We start from the raw sequence: 16,997 nt of genomic DNA on the forward strand, positions 1-16,997 counted from the left end.
GCCGGACGGAAAGCGCACGGACGAAAGCGGACGGGCGGAAAATGCGTCGTTGACATGATCATGAGGACTCGGAACCCTGGCGTCCGTGTACCGACGTGACAGTCAATGGCAAGGGGGGCTCATGAGACGCAGGACGAGAACGGCCCTCGCGGCGGCCGCGCTGTTATGCGGCGGCGGCCTGGCGGCGGCACCCTTCGCCCAGGCGGCACCACCCGCGACCACGGCACCGCCCACGACCATGGCACCACCCGCGACCGCGGCACCACCCACCGGCCCCGACACCCTGACCGCGTGGACCGCCCAGGTCACCAGCGCCCAGGTCCCACTGCTGCTCCGGGTCGGCGTCGACGGCCACGAACTGGGCCGGCGCGTCGCCGACGGCCGGAAGAAGACGCCCGTCGAGGTCGTCCTCACCGGCAGGCAGGCCGAGGAACTGCGCCGCCAGGGCGTCGACATCACCGAAAAGCGCGTGCGCGACCATCAGGGACTGGGCGCCCGGGGCGACGGGGTCTTCCGCCCGTACAGCGGGAAGAACGGCCTCCAGCAGGAGATCACCGACACCGCCCGCACCCACCCCGGCCTCACCAAGGTCGTCAGCATCGGCAGGACCGTACGCGGCCAGGACATCCTCGCCCTCAAGGTCACCAAGGATGCCGCCGTACGCCACGACGGCGACCGGCCCGCCGTGCTTTACATGTCCAACCAGCACGCCCGCGAGTGGATCACCCCGGAGATGACCCGGCGGCTGATGCACCACTACCTCGACCGCTACGGCAAGGACGACCGGATCACCGGGATCGTGGACTCCACCGAACTGTGGTTCGTCCTCTCCGCCAACCCCGACGGCTACGACTACACCTTCCAGAGCCCCGCCACCCGGCTGTGGCGCAAGAACCTCCGCGACAACGACGGCGACGGAAAGATCACCGCGGCGGACGGCGTCGACCTCAACCGCAACTTCCCCTACAAGTGGGGCTACGACAACGAGGGTTCCTCCCCGCGCCCGTCCTCCGGGACCTACCGCGGGCCCGCCGCAGCCTCCGAACCGGAGACCAGGGCGCTGGACTCCTTCGAGAAGGACCACCGCTTCACCTACGCCGTCAACTACCACTCCGCCGCCGAACTCCTGCTCTACGGCGTCGGTTGGCAGGTGGCCACCCCCACCCCCGACGACGTCCTCTACAAGGCGCTCGCCGGCACCCCCGAGAAGTCCGCGATACCCGGCTACCGGCCCCAGCTCTCCTCGGAGCTCTACACCACCAACGGCGAGGCGGATGGCCACGCGGCCAACGTCAACGGCACCATGATGTTCACCCCGGAGATGTCGACCTGCGAGACCGCCTCCGCGGTCGACCCCAACGACCGCTGGGACCCGGCCGACTGCCGCTCCACCTTCATCTTTCCCGACGACGAGAAGCTGATCCAGCAGGAGTTCGCCAAGAACGTCCCCTTCGCCCTCTCCGTCGCCGAGTCCGCGCGCCACGCCGACCGTCCCTCCTCCTCGGTCGGCCTCGACGCCCCCGACCTCACCCCGCACGCCTTCAACGCGTCCCACGCCCGTGACGGCGAGCAGACCGTCGCCGTCACCGCCCGCAAGAGCCTCACCGAGCTCCGCGCCCACTACAGCGTCGACGGCGAGCCCGAGACCACCGTGCCCGTCAAGGCCTGGGACGGCGGCGACCGCTACGGCGGCGAGGACAACCTCCGCTTCGACCAGTACCGCGCCACGCTCCAGGGCGCCCACCCCGGTTCCACCGTTCGCGTCCGGTTCAGCGGCCTGACGCGCGACGCCCACCGGACCGCGAGCGAGCCGTTCACCTTCACCGTGGCCGACACCCCGCGCGCGGACACCCTGGTCGTCGCCGACGAAGGCCCCGGCGGCGCCTCCCGGCACGCCCCGACGTATGTCAATGCCCTCACCGACAACGGCCGCAAGGCCACCGTCTGGGACGTCGCCACCCAGGGCGCGCCGCCCGCGCTGGGCGTGCTCAGCCACTACGACACGGTCCTGTGGTACTCCGGGGACGCCCGCCCCGACGGCGCGACCCTGCTCGCCGTCCGCGACTTCGTCAACGAGGGCGGCAAGCTGATCGCCGCCGGCACCCGGGCGGGCGGCGACTCCCGGGTCGGCGAAGCCGACACGGACGACTTCGCCCAGTACTACCTGGGCGCGGACAGCCGCACCGGCCTGCCGGCGCCCGGGCGTTTCACCGGCGCCGGAGAGCTCACGGGGACCACGGCGGCCCTCGCCTCCGCCGGCGGTGCCGGCCCCCTGGCGACGGCCGGCGCGTACCGCCCGACCTCGGACGTGCTGTCGCCCGACACCTTCCCCCAGTTCCGCAGCGCGCCCGCCGGCGACTACACCGGAAAGGTCACCCTCCGTGACGGCCCGGACGGCTCTGCCCGCTACGCGGCGGCCGTCACCACCCGTGACACCGCGCTGCTCGGCTTCGGCCTGGAGAACGTCCCCGACGCCCGCGAGCGCGCCACGCTGACCGGCGCCGCGCTCCGCGCCGTCGGGGGCTGACGCCCAGGTCCCCGGCCCCCGGCCCCGTGGTCCCGCCCGCCTCGGGGGACCACGGGGCCCATTGCCGCCAATGTCACGTACCTTCCCTGTTAGAGGTAGGGTCGGTGGTGGTCGGGGACATCCCAATACAGCCGCCGGGCAGCCCGGCACACCAACGAGGAGATCGGTTCGTGACGATCCGCGTAGGCATCAACGGCTTTGGCCGTATCGGTCGTAACTACTTCCGTGCGCTCCTGGAGCAGGGTGCGGACATCGAGATCGTCGGTGTCAACGACCTGACCGACAATGCCACCCTTGTGCACCTGCTGAAGTACGACTCCATCCTGGGTCGTCTGAAGCAGGAGGTCAGCCACACCGACGACACGATCACTGTCGGCAACATGACCTTCAAGACGATGGCCGAGCGCGACCCGGCCGCCCTCCCCTGGGGCGAGCTCGGCGCCGACATCGTCATTGAGTCCACCGGCATCTTCACCAAGCGTGAGGACGCGGCCAAGCACCTGGCCGCCGGCGCGAAGAAGGTCCTCATCTCGGCTCCGGCCAAGAACGAGGACATCACCATCGTGATGGGCGTCAACCAGGACAAGTACGACGCGGCCAACCACCACGTCATCTCCAACGCCTCCTGCACCACCAACTGCGTGGCGCCGATGGCCAAGGTTCTCGACGAGAACTTCGGCATCGTCAAGGGCATGATGACCACGGTCCACGCGTACACCAACGACCAGCGCATCCTGGACTTCCCGCACTCCGACCTGCGCCGCGCCCGCGCCGCCGCGGAGAACATCATCCCGACCTCGACCGGTGCCGCCAAGGCCACCGCCCTGGTCCTTCCGCAGCTCAAGGGCAAGCTGGACGGCATCGCCATGCGCGTCCCGGTCCCGACCGGCTCGGTCACCGACCTGGTCCTCGAGCTCGACCGCGAGACCAGCAAGGAAGAGATCAACGCCGCCTTCCAGAAGGCCGCCGAGGGTCAGCTCAAGGGCATCCTCGAGTACACCGAGGACGCGATCGTCTCTTCCGACATCGTCAACTGGCCGGCCTCCTGCACCTTCGACTCCTCCCTGACCATGGTCCAGGGCAACCAGGTCAAGGTCGTCGGCTGGTACGACAACGAGTGGGGCTACTCCAACCGCCTGGTGGACCTGACCGTCTTCGTCGGCGGCCAGCTCTGATCCCTGTCCCGGAATCCCGGCAGCTCACCGCCGCGCCGCCGGAGTAGGGGCAGCGAGATGTGAGGGATGGGGCTCGTACGACGCGTCGGAGCGTCGTCCGGGCCCCGTCCCATGACCAATCCTTACGGACGTCACGGAGTCACTGCATGAAGACGATCGATGAACTGATCGAAGGCGGCATCGAGGGGAAGCGGGTCTTCGTCCGCGCCGACCTGAACGTGCCGCTCGACGGCAGCACCATCACCGACGACGGCCGCATCCGCGCCGTCGCCCCGACGATCGCCAAGCTCGCCGCCGCGGGCGCCAAGGTGATCGTCGCCTCCCACCTGGGCCGTCCCAAGGGCGCCCCGGAGTCCCGGTTCTCCCTCGCCCCGGCCGCGAAGCGGCTCGGCGAGATCCTGGGCAAGAACGTCTCGTTCGCCACCGACACGGTCGGCGACAGCGCGAAGGCCACCGTCGCCGCCCTGGCGAACGGCGAGGTCACGCTGCTGGAGAACCTCCGTTTCAACGCGGGCGAGACCAGCAAGGACGACGCCGAGCGCGGCGCCTTCGCCGACGCCCTCGCGTCGCTCGCCGACCTCTACGTCGGCGACGGCTTCGGCGCCGTGCACCGCAAGCACGCCTCGGTCTTCGACCTCCCCAAGCGGCTCCCGCACGCCGCCGGCGACCTGATCGCCACCGAGGTCGGCGTCCTGCGCAAGCTCACCGCCGACGTCCAGCGCCCCTATGTGGTCGTGCTGGGCGGCGCCAAGGTCTCCGACAAGCTGGGTGTCATCGACAACCTGCTGAAGAAGGCGGACCGCATCCTCATCGGCGGCGGCATGTCGTACACCTTCCTGGCCGCCAAGGGCCACGAGGTCGGCATCTCGCTGCTCCAGGCGGACCAGAAGGACAAGTGCCTGGAGTACCTGGCGGAGGCCGAGAAGCGGGGCGTGGAGTTCGTCCTGCCGGTCGACGTCCTGGTCTCGGCCGACTTCCCCGACCTGAAGACCAAGGCCCCGGCCTCCTACGAGGTCGTCGCCACGGACGCCATGCCCGCCGACAAGGAGGGCCTGGACATCGGCCCGAAGACGCGTGAGCTCTACGCGGCCAAGCTGGCCGACGCGGGCACCGTCTTCTGGAACGGTCCGATGGGCGTCTTCGAGCACCCCGACTACGCCAACGGCACCAAGGCCGTCGCCCAGGGCCTGCTGAACTCGGACGGCTTCACGGTCGTCGGCGGTGGCGACTCCGCCGCCGCCGTGCGCATCCTGGGCTTCGACGAGAACGCTTTCGGCCACATTTCGACCGGTGGCGGCGCCAGCCTCGAGTACCTCGAGGGCAAGACGCTCCCCGGCCTCGCCGCACTGGAGGACTGAACCACCGTGAGTGCACGCACCCCGCTGATGGCGGGCAACTGGAAGATGAACCTCAACCACCTCGAGGCCATCGCCCACGTCCAGAAGCTCGCCTTCACCCTCGCGGACAAGGACTACGACGCCGTAGACGTGGCCGTCCTGCCGCCCTTCACCGACCTGCGTTCGGTGCAGACCCTGGTCGACGGCGACAAGCTGAAGATCATGTACGGCGCCCAGGACATCTCGGCGTACGACTCCGGCGCCTACACCGGTGAGATCTCCGGTGGCATGCTCGCCAAGCTCAAGTGCTCCTTCGTCGCGGTGGGCCACTCCGAGCGCCGCCAGTACCACGGCGAGACGGACGAGCTCTGCAACGCCAAGGTGAAGGCCGCCTTCAGCCACGGCATCACCCCGATCCTCTGCGTCGGCGAGGGCCTGGAGGTCCGCAAGGCGGGCAACCACGTCGCCTACACCCTGGCGCAGCTCGAGGGCGGCCTCGCGGACGTCCCGGCCGAGCAGGCCGCGACGATCGTGATCGCCTACGAGCCCGTCTGGGCCATCGGCACCGGCGAGGTCGCCACGCCGGAGGACGCCCAGGAGGTCTGCGGTGCCATCCGCGTCCGCCTGGCGGAGCTGTACGACCAGGAGCTGGCCGACAAGGTCCGCATCCAGTACGGCGGCTCCGTGAAGTCCGGCAACATCGCGGCGATCATGGCGCAGCCCGATGTCGACGGCGCCCTGATCGGCGGGGCCTCGCTGGACGCGGACGAGTTCGTCAAGATCGTCCGCTTCGCAGACCAGTAGCAGCTATGACGACGGCCCCCCGCCGTCGTACCCTGTCGGGGCCGGGACCGGCGTAAACGCCGCTGCCCGGCCCCGTAGTGTTTTCCATCCAGTCAGTCCGAGAGAGTTGGTCCAGCCGTGGTCATCGGGTTCTCGATCGCCCTCATCGTCTTCAGCTTGCTGCTGATGATGCTGGTGCTCATGCACAAGGGGAAGGGCGGCGGCCTGTCCGACATGTTCGGCGGTGGTATGCAGTCCTCCGTCGGCGGTTCCTCGGTCGCCGAGCGAAACCTCGACCGGATCACCATCGTGATCGGTCTGCTCTGGTTCGCGTGCATCATCACGCTCGGCCTGCTGATGAAGCTCGACAGCTGACGCTCCGTCGCGGACGCGGCCTATGATTGAGGGCGCGTCCTCGCGGCCGGGCTGTAACTCCTGCCACTGGACGCGCGTTGGGCCTTACGTAGACTGAGGCGCCCGCAGCGGAGCGGACTGTCGACCCCGCGGCGCAGCCGCTGTTCGGCACAGTGCAGCACCATCACGCAGGGAGTTACGACCGTGGCAAGTGGCAACGCGATCCGAGGAAGCCGGGTCGGGGCGGGGCCCATGGGAGAGGCGGAGCGGGGCGAATCAGCACCCCGACTGCGGATCTCCTTCTGGTGTTCCAACGGGCACGAGACGCAGCCGAGCTTCGCCAGCGACGCCCAGGTGCCCGACACCTGGGACTGCCCCCGCTGCGGGTTCCCGGCCGGTCAGGACCGGGACAATCCACCGGACCCGCCGCGCACGGAGCCGTACAAGACCCATCTCGCCTATGTGCGCGAACGGCGCAGCGACGCCGACGGCGAGGCGATCCTCGCCGAGGCGCTCGCCAAGCTCCGTGGGGAGATCTAGAGCGACCGAGCGGCCCGGCCGGACACCTGGGAAGGTGTCCGGCCGGGCCGCTTCCGTTTGCACCGGGAATCGACGGCTGATCAATTAGGTTGGGGACAGCGGGGAAATCACGAGGAGAAGTGGACTGATGTCCGAGATGAACGCAGAGAGCCGCACCAGGCTGGACCGCACTCCCGAGTGGAACGCGCTCGCCAAGCACCGTGACGAGCTGGGGGAGGTGCATCTGCGGGAGCTCTTCGCCGACGACCCGAGCCGGGCCGACAAGTACACCGTCTCCGTCGGCGACCTCCACCTCGACTACTCGAAGCACCTGGTCACCGACGAGACCCTGCGGCTGCTGCGCGAGCTGGCGGCGTCGGCCGACGTCGCCGGGCTGCGGGACGCGATGTTCCGCGGCGAGCGGATCAACACCACCGAGGACCGCGCGGTGCTCCACACCGCCCTGCGCGCCCCGGAGTCGGCCGTTGTCGAGGTCGACGGCGAGAACGTCGTGCCCGCCGTCCACGCGGTCCTGCGGAAGATGCAGATCTTCACCGACCGGGTCCGTTCGGGTGAGTGGAAGGGCCACACCGGCAAGCGCATCAAGAACGTCGTCAACATCGGCATCGGTGGATCCGACCTCGGTCCGGCGATGGCGTTCGAGGCGCTGCGCGCCTACACCGCCCGCGACATGACGTTCCGTTTCGTCTCCAACGTGGACGGCGCCGACCTCCACGAGGCGGTCCACGACCTCGACGCCGCCGAGACGCTCTTCGTCGTGGCCTCCAAGACCTTCACCACGATCGAGACCATCACCAACGCCACCTCCGCGCGGAACTGGCTCCTCACCGAGCTGCGCGCCGACGAGAGCGCGGTCGCCAAGCACTTCGTCGCGCTGTCCACGAACGCGGAGAAGGTCGCCGACTTCGGCATCGACACCGCCAACATGTTCGAGTTCTGGGACTGGGTCGGCGGTCGTTACTCGTACGACTCCGCCATCGGCCTCTCCCTGATGATCGCCATCGGCGGCGACCGCTTCCGCGAGATGCTGGCCGGCTTCCACCTGGTCGACGAGCACTTCCGGTGCGCGCCGCCGGAGGAGAACGCGCCGCTGCTGCTGGGCCTGCTGGGCGTCTGGTACGGCAACTTCCACGGCGCGCAGTCGCACGCGGTGCTGCCCTACAGCCACTACCTGTCGAAGTTCGCGGCCTACCTCCAGCAGCTGGACATGGAGTCCAACGGCAAGTCGGTGGACCGTGACGGCCGGCCGGTGAGCTGGGAGACCGGCCCGGTGGTCTGGGGCACCCCGGGCACCAACGGCCAGCACGCGTATTACCAGTTGATCCACCAGGGCACGAAGCTCATCCCGGCGGACCTGATCGGCTTCGCCCGCCCGGTGGAGGACCTCCAGCCCGGACTGGTCGCCCAGCACGACCTGCTGATGGCCAACCTCTTCGCCCAGGGCCAGGCCCTCGCCTTCGGCAAGACCCCCGAGGAGGTCGCGGCGGAGGGCGTCCCGGCGGAGCTCGTCCCCCACAAGACGTTCAAGGGCAACCACCCGACGACGACGATCCTCGCGAGCGAGCTGACGCCGTCGGTGCTCGGTCAGCTGATCGCGCTGTACGAGCACAAGGTCTTCGTCCAGGGCGCGATCTGGAACATCGACTCCTTCGACCAGTGGGGCGTCGAGCTCGGCAAGGTCCTCGCCAAGCGGGTGGAGCCTGCACTGACGGAGGGCGCGGACGTACCGGGGCTCGACGCGTCGACGGCGGGACTCGTGGCGCGGTACCGCGAGCTTCGCGGGCGCTAGGCCCAACGGCGATGGCCCGCTCCCCTTCTCGGGGGAGCGGGCCATCGCCATATCCATGTGCGTACGTCAGGGCGACGCCGGCGGGTACAGGTCCCGCGGCAGTCGCGCCGCCGCGGCCTGGTCCAGCAGCCACAGCGTGCGACGCGTGCCGTACGCGCCCGCCGCCGGTGCCTGGACCTCGCCCGCGCCGCTCAGGGCCAGGGCCACCGCCCCGGCCTTGTCCTCGCCCGCCGCCAGCAGCCAGACCTCCCGGGCCGCCCGGATCGCCGGGAGGGTCAGGGAGACCCGCGTCGGCGGGGGCTTCGGCGCGCCGTGGACGCCGACGACCGCACGCTCCGTCTCCCGTACGCCCGGAAGCTCCGGGAAGAGGGAGGCGACGTGGGTGTCCGGGCCGACGCCCAGCAGCAGGACGTCGAAGGCCGGTACGGGGCCATGGTCCTCGGGACGGGCCGCGGCGGCCAGTTCGGCCGCGTAGGCCTCCGCCGCCGCGTCCGCGTCGTCGTACGTGCCGTCCGCCGCGGGCATGACGTGCACCCGCTTCGGGTCCAGCGGCACCGCGTCCAGCAGGGCCTCACGGGCCTGCGTGGCGTTGCGGTCGGGGTCGCCCTCCGGGAGGAAGCGCTCGTCGCCCCACCACAGGTCCAGCCGTGACCAGTCGACCGCGTCCCGGGCGGGCGCCGCGGCGAGGGCCGCGAGCAGCCCGTTGCCGTTGCGCCCGCCGGTGAGGACGACGGACGCGGAGCCGCGGGCGGCCTGGGCGTCCACGATCTTCGTGATCAGCCGGGCCGCCGCGGCCTGGGCCATCAGCTCCTTGTCCCGGTGCACGACGATCTGGGGCGTGCTCACTTCTTCGCCGCCTTCTTGGCCGGAGCCGGGGAAGGGGCGGGCTTCGCCGGGGCCGATTTCTCGGCGGGGGCCTCGGCCTCCGCCTTCGGCGCCGCCGGCGCCACGTTCAGCCGGTCCACGCCGTACTTGACCGAGGACGCGTAGATGTCGTCCGGGTCCAGCCGGCGCAGCTCCTCGGCGAGGAGCTCGGCCGTGTCGCGGCGCTTGAGTGCCACGGCCCGGTCGGGCTGGCCGCGCATGGAGAGCGTGGCCAGGGCGCCGTCGGGGCGGTCCAGGGTGATGACGCCGTTTTTGGTCTCCATGCGGACGGCCGTGAGGCCGGGGCCGCCCGAGACCGAACGCGTCACCGGCACCCCGAGGCGGTCGCCGAGCCACATGGCCAGCAGCTCACCGCTGGGGTTGTAGGGCTCGCCCTCCACCTCGGCCGAGGTGATCTCGATGCCGGGCTGCTGGTCCAGGGCGGCCGCGAGCATGGAGCGCCACGGCGTGATCCGGGTCCAGGCCAGGTCGGTGTCGCCGGGCGCGTAGTGCGCGGCGCGGGCCGACAGCTCGGCGACGGGCTCCTCGGCGGTGTAGGTGTCGGTGACGCGGCGCTGACCGAGTGCGCCGAGGGGGTCCTTGGCCGGGTCGCTCGGGGAGTTGACCGGCCACCAGACCACCACGGGGGCGTCCGGGAGCAGCAGCGGCAGCACGACCGACTGGGCGTGGTCTATGACGTCGCCGTAGAGCCGCAGCACCACCGTCTCGCCGGCGCCGGCGTCCGTGCCCACCCGCACCTCGGCGTCGAGGCGGGCCTGGGCGCGGTCGCGCGGCGAGCGGCTGACGCGCTTGATGACGACGAGCTTGCGCGAGGGGTGCTCGCGGGAGGCGTTGTTGGCCGCCTTGAGCGCGTCGTACGCGTGCTCCTCGTCGGTGACGATGACCAGGGTCAGCACCATGCCGATGGCGGGGGTGCCGATGGCCCGGCGGCCCTGGACCAGCGCGTTGTTGATCTTGCTGGCCGTGGTGTCCGTAAGGTCGATCTTCATGGCCGACGCCAGCTCCGTCCGTCTCGTGCGAGCATCTCGTCCGCCTCGACCGGACCCCAGGTGCCGGCCGGGTACTGCGCGGGCTTGCCGTGCTTGTCCCAGTACTCCTCGATCGGGTCGAGGATCTCCCAGGAGAGCTCGACCTCCTTCAGGCGCGGGAAGAGGTTCGACTCGCCGAGCAGGACGTCGAGGATGAGCCGCTCATACGCTTCGGGGCTGGACTCGGTGAAGGACTCGCCGTAGGCGAAGTCCATCGAGACGTCCCGGACCTCCATCGAGGTGCCCGGCACCTTGGAGCCGAAGCGCACGGTCACGCCCTCGTCCGGCTGCACCCGGATGACCAGGGCGTTCTGCCCCAGCTCCTCGGTGGCGGTCCGGTCGAAGGGGGAGTAGGGGGCGCGCTGGAAGACGACCGCGATCTCGGTGACGCGGCGGCCCAGCCGCTTGCCGGTGCGCAGGTAGAAGGGGACGCCCGCCCAGCGGCGGTTGTCGATCTCCAGCTTGATCGCGGCGTAGGTGTCCGTCTTCGACTTGGGGTCGGTGCCGTCCTCCTCGAGGTAGCCGACGACCTCCTCGCCACCCTGCCAGCCATGGGTGTACTGGCCGCGCACGGTCTCCTTGCCGAGGTCCTTCGGCAGCGAGACGGCGCCCAGCACCTTGGTCTTCTCCGCGGCCACCGCGTCGGCGTCGAAGGAGGCGGGCTCCTCCATCGCGGTCAGCGCCAGCAGCTGGAGCAGGTGGTTCTGGATGACGTCACGGGCGGCGCCGATGCCGTCGTAGTAGCCGGCGCGGCCGCCGATGCCGATGTCCTCGGCCATGGTGATCTGCACATGGTCGACGAACGACCGGTTCCAGATCGGCTCGAAGAGGGTGTTGGCGAACCGCAGCGCCAGGATGTTCTGGACCGTCTCCTTGCCGAGGTAGTGGTCGATGCGGAAGACCGCATCGGCCGGGAACACCTCGTGGACGATCCGGTTGAGCTCCTGGGCGCTCTTCAGGTCGTGACCGAAGGGCTTCTCGATGACGGCGCGCCGCCAGGAGCCCGCCTTCTGGTCGGCCAGGCCGTGCTTCTTCAGCTGCTGGACGACCTTGGGGAAGAACTTCGGCGGTACGGACAGGTAGAAGGCGAAGTTGCCGCCCGTGCCCTGCGCCTTGTCGAGCTCCTCGATGGTGGTGCGCAGCGTGTCGAAGGCGTCGTCGTCGTCGAAGTCGCCCGAGACGAACCGGCAGCCCTGGACCAGCTGCTGCCAGACCTCCTCGCGGAAGGGGGTGCGCGCGTGCTCCTTGACGGCGTCGTGCACCACCTGCGCGAAGTCCTCGTCCGCCCACTGCCGGCGGGCGAAGCCGATCAGGGAGAAGCCCGGCGGCAACAGGCCGCGGTTGGCCAGGTCGTACACCGCGGGCATCAGCTTTTTGCGGGACAAATCGCCCGTGACGCCAAAGATGACCAGGCCCGACGGCCCCGCGATACGCGGGAGCCGTCGGTCCAGAGCGTCACGCAGCGGATTGCTGCTGCTCAATTTCATGCCTCCGGAGCGAGGCGCTTGAGCTCCGCCTCAGTGGACTTCAGCAGGTCGTTCCACGACGCCTCGAACTTCTCGACGCCCTCGTCCTCCAGCAGCTGGACGACCTCGTCGTACGAGATGCCCAGCTTCGCGAGCGCGTCGAGCTCGGCCTTGGCCTGCTCGTACGTGCCGCGCACCGTGTCACCGGTGATCTGACCGTGGTCGGCGGTGGCCTCCAGGGTGGCCTCCGGCATGGTGTTCACCGTGTTCGGCGCCACCAGGTCGTCCACGTACAGCGTGTCCTTGTAGGCCGGGTCCTTGACGCCGGTCGAGGCCCACAGGGCGCGCTGCTTGTTGGCGCCGGACTTCTCCAGGGCCAGCCAGCGGTCCGAGGAGAAGACCTCCTCGTAGGCCTGGTAGGCCAGGCGGGCGTTGGCCAGGGCGGCCTTGCCGCGCAGCTCCTTGGCCTCGGCGGTGCCCAGCGCGTCCAGCCGCTTGTCGATCTCGGTGTCCACGCGGGACACGAAGAAGGAGGCGACCGAGTGGATCAGGGACAGGTCCTGGCCCTGGGCCTTGGCCTTCTCCAGACCGGTCAGGTAGGCGTCCATGACCGCGCGGTAGCGCTCGAGGGAGAAGATCAGCGTGACATTGACGCTGATGCCCTTGCCGATCACCTCGGCGATGGCCGGCAGGCCCGCCTTGGTGGCCGGGATCTTGATCAGGGTGTTGGGGCGGTCCACCAGCCAGGCCAGCTGCTTGGCCTCGGCGACCGTGGCGACCGTGTTGTGGGCCAGACGGGGGTCGACCTCGATGGAGACCCGGCCGTCCTGGCCGTGGGTGGCGTCGAAGACCGGGCGCAGGATGTCGGCGGCGTCGCGGACGTCCGCCGTCGTGATCATGCGGATGGCCTCGTCGACGGTGACCTTGCGGGCGGCGAGGTCGGTGAGCTGCTGCTCGTAGCCCTCGCCACCGGAGATCGCCTTCTGGAAGATCGACGGGTTGGTCGTCACACCCACCACATGGCTCTGGTCGATGAGCTCGGCCAGGTTGCCGGACGTGATGCGCTTGCGGGACAGGTCGTCCAGCCAGATCGCGACGCCTTCGTCGGAGAGGCGCTTGAGTGCGTCTGTCATGGGTTCTGCATCTCCTACAGGTTGTATGCGGGCGCCGTCAGCGACGGGCGGCGTCGGCGATCGACTCGCGGGCGGCCTCGACCACGGCGTCCGAGGTCAGGCCGAACTCGCGGTAGAGCACCTTGTAGTCGGCGGAGGCGCCGAAGTGCTCCAGCGAGACGATCCGGCCGGCCTCGCCGACGTAGCGGTACCAGGTCAGGCCGATACCGGCCTCGACGGCCACCCGGGCCTTGACGTCCGGCAGCAGCACGCCGTCGCGGTACGCCTGGTCCTGCTCCTCGAACCACTCGACGGACGGCATCGAGACCACGCGGGTCGGGACGCCGTCGGCCTGGAGCGCCTCGCGGGCCTCGACGGCCAGCTGGACCTCGGAACCGGTGGCGATCAGGATCACCTGCGGGCGGCCGCCCTCGGCGTCGAACAGGACGTAGCCGCCCTTGGCCGCGCCCTCGTTGGCCTCGTACGTCGGGACGTTCTGGCGGGTGAGGGCCAGACCGTGCGGCGCGGGCTTGGCGGTGTGCCGCTTGACGATCTCGCGCCAGGCGATGGCCGTCTCGTTGGCGTCGGCCGGACGGACCATGTTCAGGCCCGGGATGGCGCGCAGCGCGGCCATGTGCTCGACCGGCTGGTGGGTCGGGCCGTCCTCGCCGAGACCGATGGAGTCGTGTGTCCAGACGTAGGTGACCGGCAGCTTCATCAGCGCGGCCAGGCGCACGGCCGGGCGCATGTAGTCGGAGAACACCAGGAAGGTGCCGCCGTAGACGCGGGTGTTGCCGTGCAGCGCGATGCCGTTCATCGTCGAGCCCATGGCGTGCTCGCGGATCCCGAAGTGGATCGTGCGGCCGTACGGGTTCGCCTCCGGGAGGGGGTTGCCCTCGGGGAGGAAGGACGACGACGGGTCGATCGTGGTGTTGTTCGAGCCGGCGAGGTCGGCGGAGCCGCCCCACAGCTCGGGGATCACGCCGCCCAGCGCCTTGAGGACCTCGCCGGACGCCTTGCGGGTCGCGACGTCCTTGCCGGCCGGGAAGACCGGGAGGGCCTTCTCCCAGCCGTCGGGCAGCTCGCCCGCGGTGATGCGGTCGAGGTCGGCGGCGCGCTCCGGGTTGGCCTCGCGCCAGACCTGGACCTGCTTGTCCCAGGCGGCACGGGCCGCGCGGCCGCGGTCGACGACCTGGCGGGCGTGCGCCAGGACCTCGTCATCGACCTGGAAGTGCTGCTCCGGGTCGAAGCCCATGACCTTCTTGGTCGCGACGATCTCGGCCTCGCCGAGCGCCGAGCCGTGCGAGGCCTCGGTGTTCTGGGCGTTCGGGGCGGGCCAGGCGATGATCGTGCGGGCCGCGATGATCGACGGACGCTCGGTCTCGGCCTTGGCGGCCTGGAACGCCGCGTACAGCGCCTTGACGTCGAAGTCGCCGTTGGGGGCCTGCTCGATGCGCTGGACGTGCCAGCCGTAGGCCTCGTAGCGCTTGAGGACGTCCTCGGAGAAGGCGGTCTCGGTGTCGCCCTCGATCGAGATGTGGTTGTCGTCGTACAGGGCGACGAGGTTGCCCAGCTTCTGGTGACCGGCCAGCGAGGACGCCTCGGCGGAGATGCCCTCCTCCAGGTCGCCGTCGGAGACGATCGCCCAGACGGTGTGGTCGAAGGGGGACTCGCCCTTCGGGGCCTCCGGGTCGAACAGGCCGCGCTCGTAGCGGGCGGCCATGGCCATGCCCACCGCGTTGGCGATGCCCTGGCCCAGCGGGCCGGTGGTGGTCTCCACACCGACGGTGTGGCCGTGCTCCGGGTGACCCGGGGTCTTGCTGTCCCAGGTACGGAAGGCCTTGAGGTCCGCCAGCTCCAGCCCGTAACCCGCCAGGAACAGCTGGGTGTACAGGGTCAGGCTGGTGTGGCCCGGGGAGAGGACGAATCGGTCCCGGCCGACCCAGTCGGCGTCACTCGGGTCGTGCCGCATCAGCTTCTGGAAAAGCAGATAGGCGGCGGGAGCCAGGCTCATGGCCGTGCCGGGATGGCCGTTGCCGACCTTCTGCACGGAGTCCATGGCCAGGACGCGGGCGGTATCGACGGCCCTCTGGTCCAGTTCGGTCCATTCGAGGTCTGTGGTGGTCGGCTTGGTGCTCACCCTCGGATCAGGGCTCCTCTCCACATATGCGATCTGCCGGGGGCGGTATGTTCCGCCACGACGCGGCGCTGACGAGCCTACCCCCGCCTGGACGGGCGTTTTTTCGACTCACAGTCGGGCCGTGCGGCTCTCATTTGATCGTCGAGTTCGCGTCGAGCGATCCTCGATCATCTGATCGCCGACCCGGGCAACCGCACCCGGAGGGGAATCATTCCCTCCCCGGTGCGGGGGCCTCCACTCCAGCCTGCCGGGCCCGGCGCCCGCCCGCCTCCCGGAGGGGACCGTTCTGCCGGGGTTCGGCCCCGTTCGGCCCGGTGGACCCGGCGCCTCAACACGAGCCCACCCCGGCGGAGGCCCCGCTGTCCCCTGCGTCTAGAGTGGCGTAGTACGCGCAAGCCTTTACCCGGGATTTCACGCCCGGACGAGCTTGCTGGCCTTATCTCTCTCAGGGGTGTGCGTGACGGCCGTCGAATCCCGTCCTGCGGGGGTGCTCGTCGAGAGCCCTGGTCACCGGCCGTTCGGGGCCCGGGTCAAGGGTTTCGTGGCACTGACGAAGCCGCGCGTCATCGAGCTGCTGCTGATGACGACGGTGCCGGTGATGTTCCTCGCGGCCCAGGGCGTCCCGGACCTGTGGCTGGTGCTGGCCACCTGCGTCGGCGGCTACCTGTCCGCCGGTGGCGCGGGTGCGTTCAACATGTACTACGACCGCGACATCGACGCGATGATGGACCGTACGTCCCAGCGTCCGCTGGTCACGGGCATGGTCTCGCCCCGCGAGTGCCTGGTCTTCGCCTCCGCGCTGACCGTCGGCTCCACAGTGTGGTTCTGGTTCCTGGTCAACCCCCTGTCGGCGATGCTCTCGCTCGGCGCCAACGCGTTCTACGTCGTCGTCTACACGATGATCCTCAAGCGGCGTACCGCGCAGAACATCGTCTGGGGCGGCATCGCGGGCTGCCTGCCGGTCATCATCGGCTGGTCCGCGGTGAAGAACGAGGTCTCCTGGGCCTCCCTGATCCTCTTCCTCGTCATCTTCTTCTGGACGCCGCCGCACTACTGGCCGCTGTCGATGAAGGTGAAGGACGACTACGAGCGCGTCGGCGTGCCGATGCTGCCGGTCATCGCGGGCAACAAGGCCGTGGCCAAGCAGATCGTCCTCTACAGCTGGGTGATGGTCGGCGTGTCGCTGCTCCTCCAGCCGCTGGGCTACACCGGCTGGTTCTACACGGCCGTCGCCGTGCTGTGCGGCGCCTTCTGGCTGAAGGAGGCCCACGCCCTCCAGTCCCGCGCCAAGGCGGGCGTCACGGGCGCGAAGCTCAAGGAGATGCGGCTGTTCCACTGGTCGATCACCTATGTGTCGCTGCTGTTCACTGCGGTCGCGATCGACCCGTTCCTGCGCTAGGACCGCGGACCGTCCGGTGGGCGGCGCGGGTGGCCAAAGCCACCCGCGCCGCCCATCGCCGTTTGTGCTACCCGTCGGTAGCATCCTGGCCATGGCAGACACCAAGCAGGCAGCCGACAAGCAGGCTGCGAACAAGCAGGCTGCGAAACTGGCGAAGCAGATCACCGCTTTCGCCAAGAGCCACGGCGGTGGCGCGGAGGGCCAGCTCGCGCACATCGCCCGCGGCACCACCCGGATCGCCCTCGTCGGCGCCAACGGCGAATGGGGCAACCTCGTCGCCCGCGACTTCGAGACCGCGCGGCAGGCGGCCGAGCTCGCCGGGATCACCCTCCACGACGACTTCGACGGGGAGATGGCCGCCAAGGTGCGTACGGGCCCCTACGAGTGGTCCCGTATGGCCGGCATCCAGATCGGCGGGCCGAGGAACCCCGGCGATAACTGACGGCCCCCTCGTCCGTTAGA

At 69.9% G+C, this 16,997-nt stretch carries 13 protein-coding genes and 1 pseudogene; 9 read left to right on the forward strand and 5 right to left on the reverse strand.

Features of this window, described 5'->3' with window-relative positions; genetic code table 11:
* Positions 1-121: 121 nt before the first annotated feature.
* From RM609_RS22405 to pgi, 7 genes and pseudogenes are all read left to right on the forward strand, one after another.
* Positions 122-2,434 (forward strand): annotated as a pseudogene (locus tag RM609_RS22405) (M14 family metallopeptidase); the annotation flags it as partial.
* Positions 2,435-2,697: 263 nt separating this feature from the next.
* Positions 2,698-3,702, forward strand: a complete 1,005-nt coding sequence (gap, locus tag RM609_RS22410) for a type I glyceraldehyde-3-phosphate dehydrogenase (protein ID WP_311613295.1) — start codon at positions 2,698-2,700, stop codon at positions 3,700-3,702.
* A gap of 146 nt (positions 3,703-3,848) precedes the next feature.
* Positions 3,849-5,060 carry a phosphoglycerate kinase gene (locus RM609_RS22415; RefSeq protein ID WP_311613296.1) on the forward strand — a complete coding sequence of 404 codons (1,212 nt, stop codon included), beginning with the start codon at positions 3,849-3,851 and terminating at the stop codon, positions 5,058-5,060.
* A gap of 6 nt (positions 5,061-5,066) precedes the next feature.
* On the forward strand, positions 5,067-5,843 hold the full coding sequence (tpiA, locus tag RM609_RS22420) for a triose-phosphate isomerase (protein ID WP_311613297.1): 777 nt from the start codon (positions 5,067-5,069) through the stop codon (positions 5,841-5,843).
* A gap of 117 nt (positions 5,844-5,960) precedes the next feature.
* Positions 5,961-6,197: a preprotein translocase subunit SecG gene (gene secG, locus RM609_RS22425; RefSeq protein WP_311613298.1), complete on the forward strand. Its 237-nt coding sequence runs from the start codon at positions 5,961-5,963 to the stop codon at positions 6,195-6,197.
* Between the two features lie 183 nt (positions 6,198-6,380).
* Entirely contained in the window at positions 6,381-6,716 is a 336-nt protein-coding gene (locus RM609_RS22430) for an RNA polymerase-binding protein RbpA (protein WP_003957010.1), read from the forward strand.
* Positions 6,717-6,852: 136 nt separating this feature from the next.
* Positions 6,853-8,505, forward strand: coding sequence for a glucose-6-phosphate isomerase (gene pgi / locus RM609_RS22435; RefSeq protein WP_311613331.1), 1,653 nt, complete (start codon positions 6,853-6,855; stop codon positions 8,503-8,505).
* A gap of 66 nt (positions 8,506-8,571) precedes the next feature.
* Here the strand turns inward: pgi and pgl are convergent, their stop codons facing one another.
* The 5 genes from pgl to tkt are packed head-to-tail and all read right to left on the reverse strand — an operon-like array spanning position 8,572 to position 15,136.
* Positions 8,572-9,351, reverse strand: a complete 780-nt coding sequence (gene pgl, locus RM609_RS22440; RefSeq protein WP_311613299.1) for a 6-phosphogluconolactonase — start codon at positions 9,349-9,351, stop codon at positions 8,572-8,574.
* Positions 9,348-10,379, reverse strand: coding sequence for a glucose-6-phosphate dehydrogenase assembly protein OpcA (gene opcA / locus RM609_RS22445; RefSeq protein ID WP_311613300.1), 1,032 nt, complete (start codon positions 10,377-10,379; stop codon positions 9,348-9,350). The genes pgl and opcA overlap by 4 nt, the downstream gene beginning before the upstream one ends.
* The gene (gene zwf, locus RM609_RS22450; RefSeq protein WP_311613301.1) at positions 10,376-11,899 is read right to left on the reverse strand and encodes a glucose-6-phosphate dehydrogenase; all 1,524 of its coding nucleotides are present in this window, start codon (positions 11,897-11,899) and stop codon (positions 10,376-10,378) included. Before zwf ends, opcA begins: the two co-directional genes overlap by 4 nt.
* 2 nt (positions 11,900-11,901) lie before the next feature.
* A complete protein-coding gene (gene tal, locus RM609_RS22455) occupies positions 11,902-13,017 on the reverse strand; it encodes a transaldolase (RefSeq protein WP_311613302.1) in 1,116 nt (371 codons plus the stop codon).
* A gap of 37 nt (positions 13,018-13,054) precedes the next feature.
* A complete protein-coding gene (gene tkt, locus RM609_RS22460; protein ID WP_311613303.1) occupies positions 13,055-15,136 on the reverse strand; it encodes a transketolase in 2,082 nt (693 codons plus the stop codon).
* A 457-nt stretch (positions 15,137-15,593) separates the two neighbouring features.
* Between tkt and RM609_RS22465 the strand changes: the two genes are divergently transcribed.
* Both RM609_RS22465 and RM609_RS22470 read left to right on the forward strand, forming a co-directional pair.
* On the forward strand, positions 15,594-16,535 hold the full coding sequence (locus RM609_RS22465; RefSeq protein ID WP_311613304.1) for a heme o synthase: 942 nt from the start codon (positions 15,594-15,596) through the stop codon (positions 16,533-16,535).
* Positions 16,536-16,626: 91 nt separating this feature from the next.
* Complete coding sequence (locus RM609_RS22470) at positions 16,627-16,977, forward strand: hypothetical protein (protein ID WP_311613305.1); 351 nt, start codon at positions 16,627-16,629, stop codon at positions 16,975-16,977.
* Positions 16,978-16,997 lie beyond the last annotated feature (20 nt).

This window comes from Streptomyces hesseae (assembly GCF_031845785.1).
In the GTDB taxonomy this organism is placed as follows: Bacteria; Actinomycetota; Actinomycetes; order Streptomycetales; family Streptomycetaceae; genus Streptomyces; species Streptomyces hesseae.

What these genes read in the sequence shown, in the direction of transcription:
- RM609_RS22415 (WP_311613296.1), top strand. Translation starts at nt 3,849, where the DNA reads ATGAAGACGATCGATGAACTGATCGAAGGCGGCATCGAGGGGAAGCGG.
- pgi (WP_311613331.1), top strand. Translation starts at nt 6,853, where the DNA reads ATGAACGCAGAGAGCCGCACCAGGCTGGACCGCACTCCCGAGTGGAAC.
- opcA (WP_311613300.1), bottom strand. Translation starts at nt 10,379, where the DNA reads ATGAAGATCGACCTTACGGACACCACGGCCAGCAAGATCAACAACGCG.
- tal (WP_311613302.1), bottom strand. Translation starts at nt 13,017, where the DNA reads ATGACAGACGCACTCAAGCGCCTCTCCGACGAAGGCGTCGCGATCTGG.
- RM609_RS22470 (WP_311613305.1), top strand. Translation starts at nt 16,627, where the DNA reads ATGGCAGACACCAAGCAGGCAGCCGACAAGCAGGCTGCGAACAAGCAG.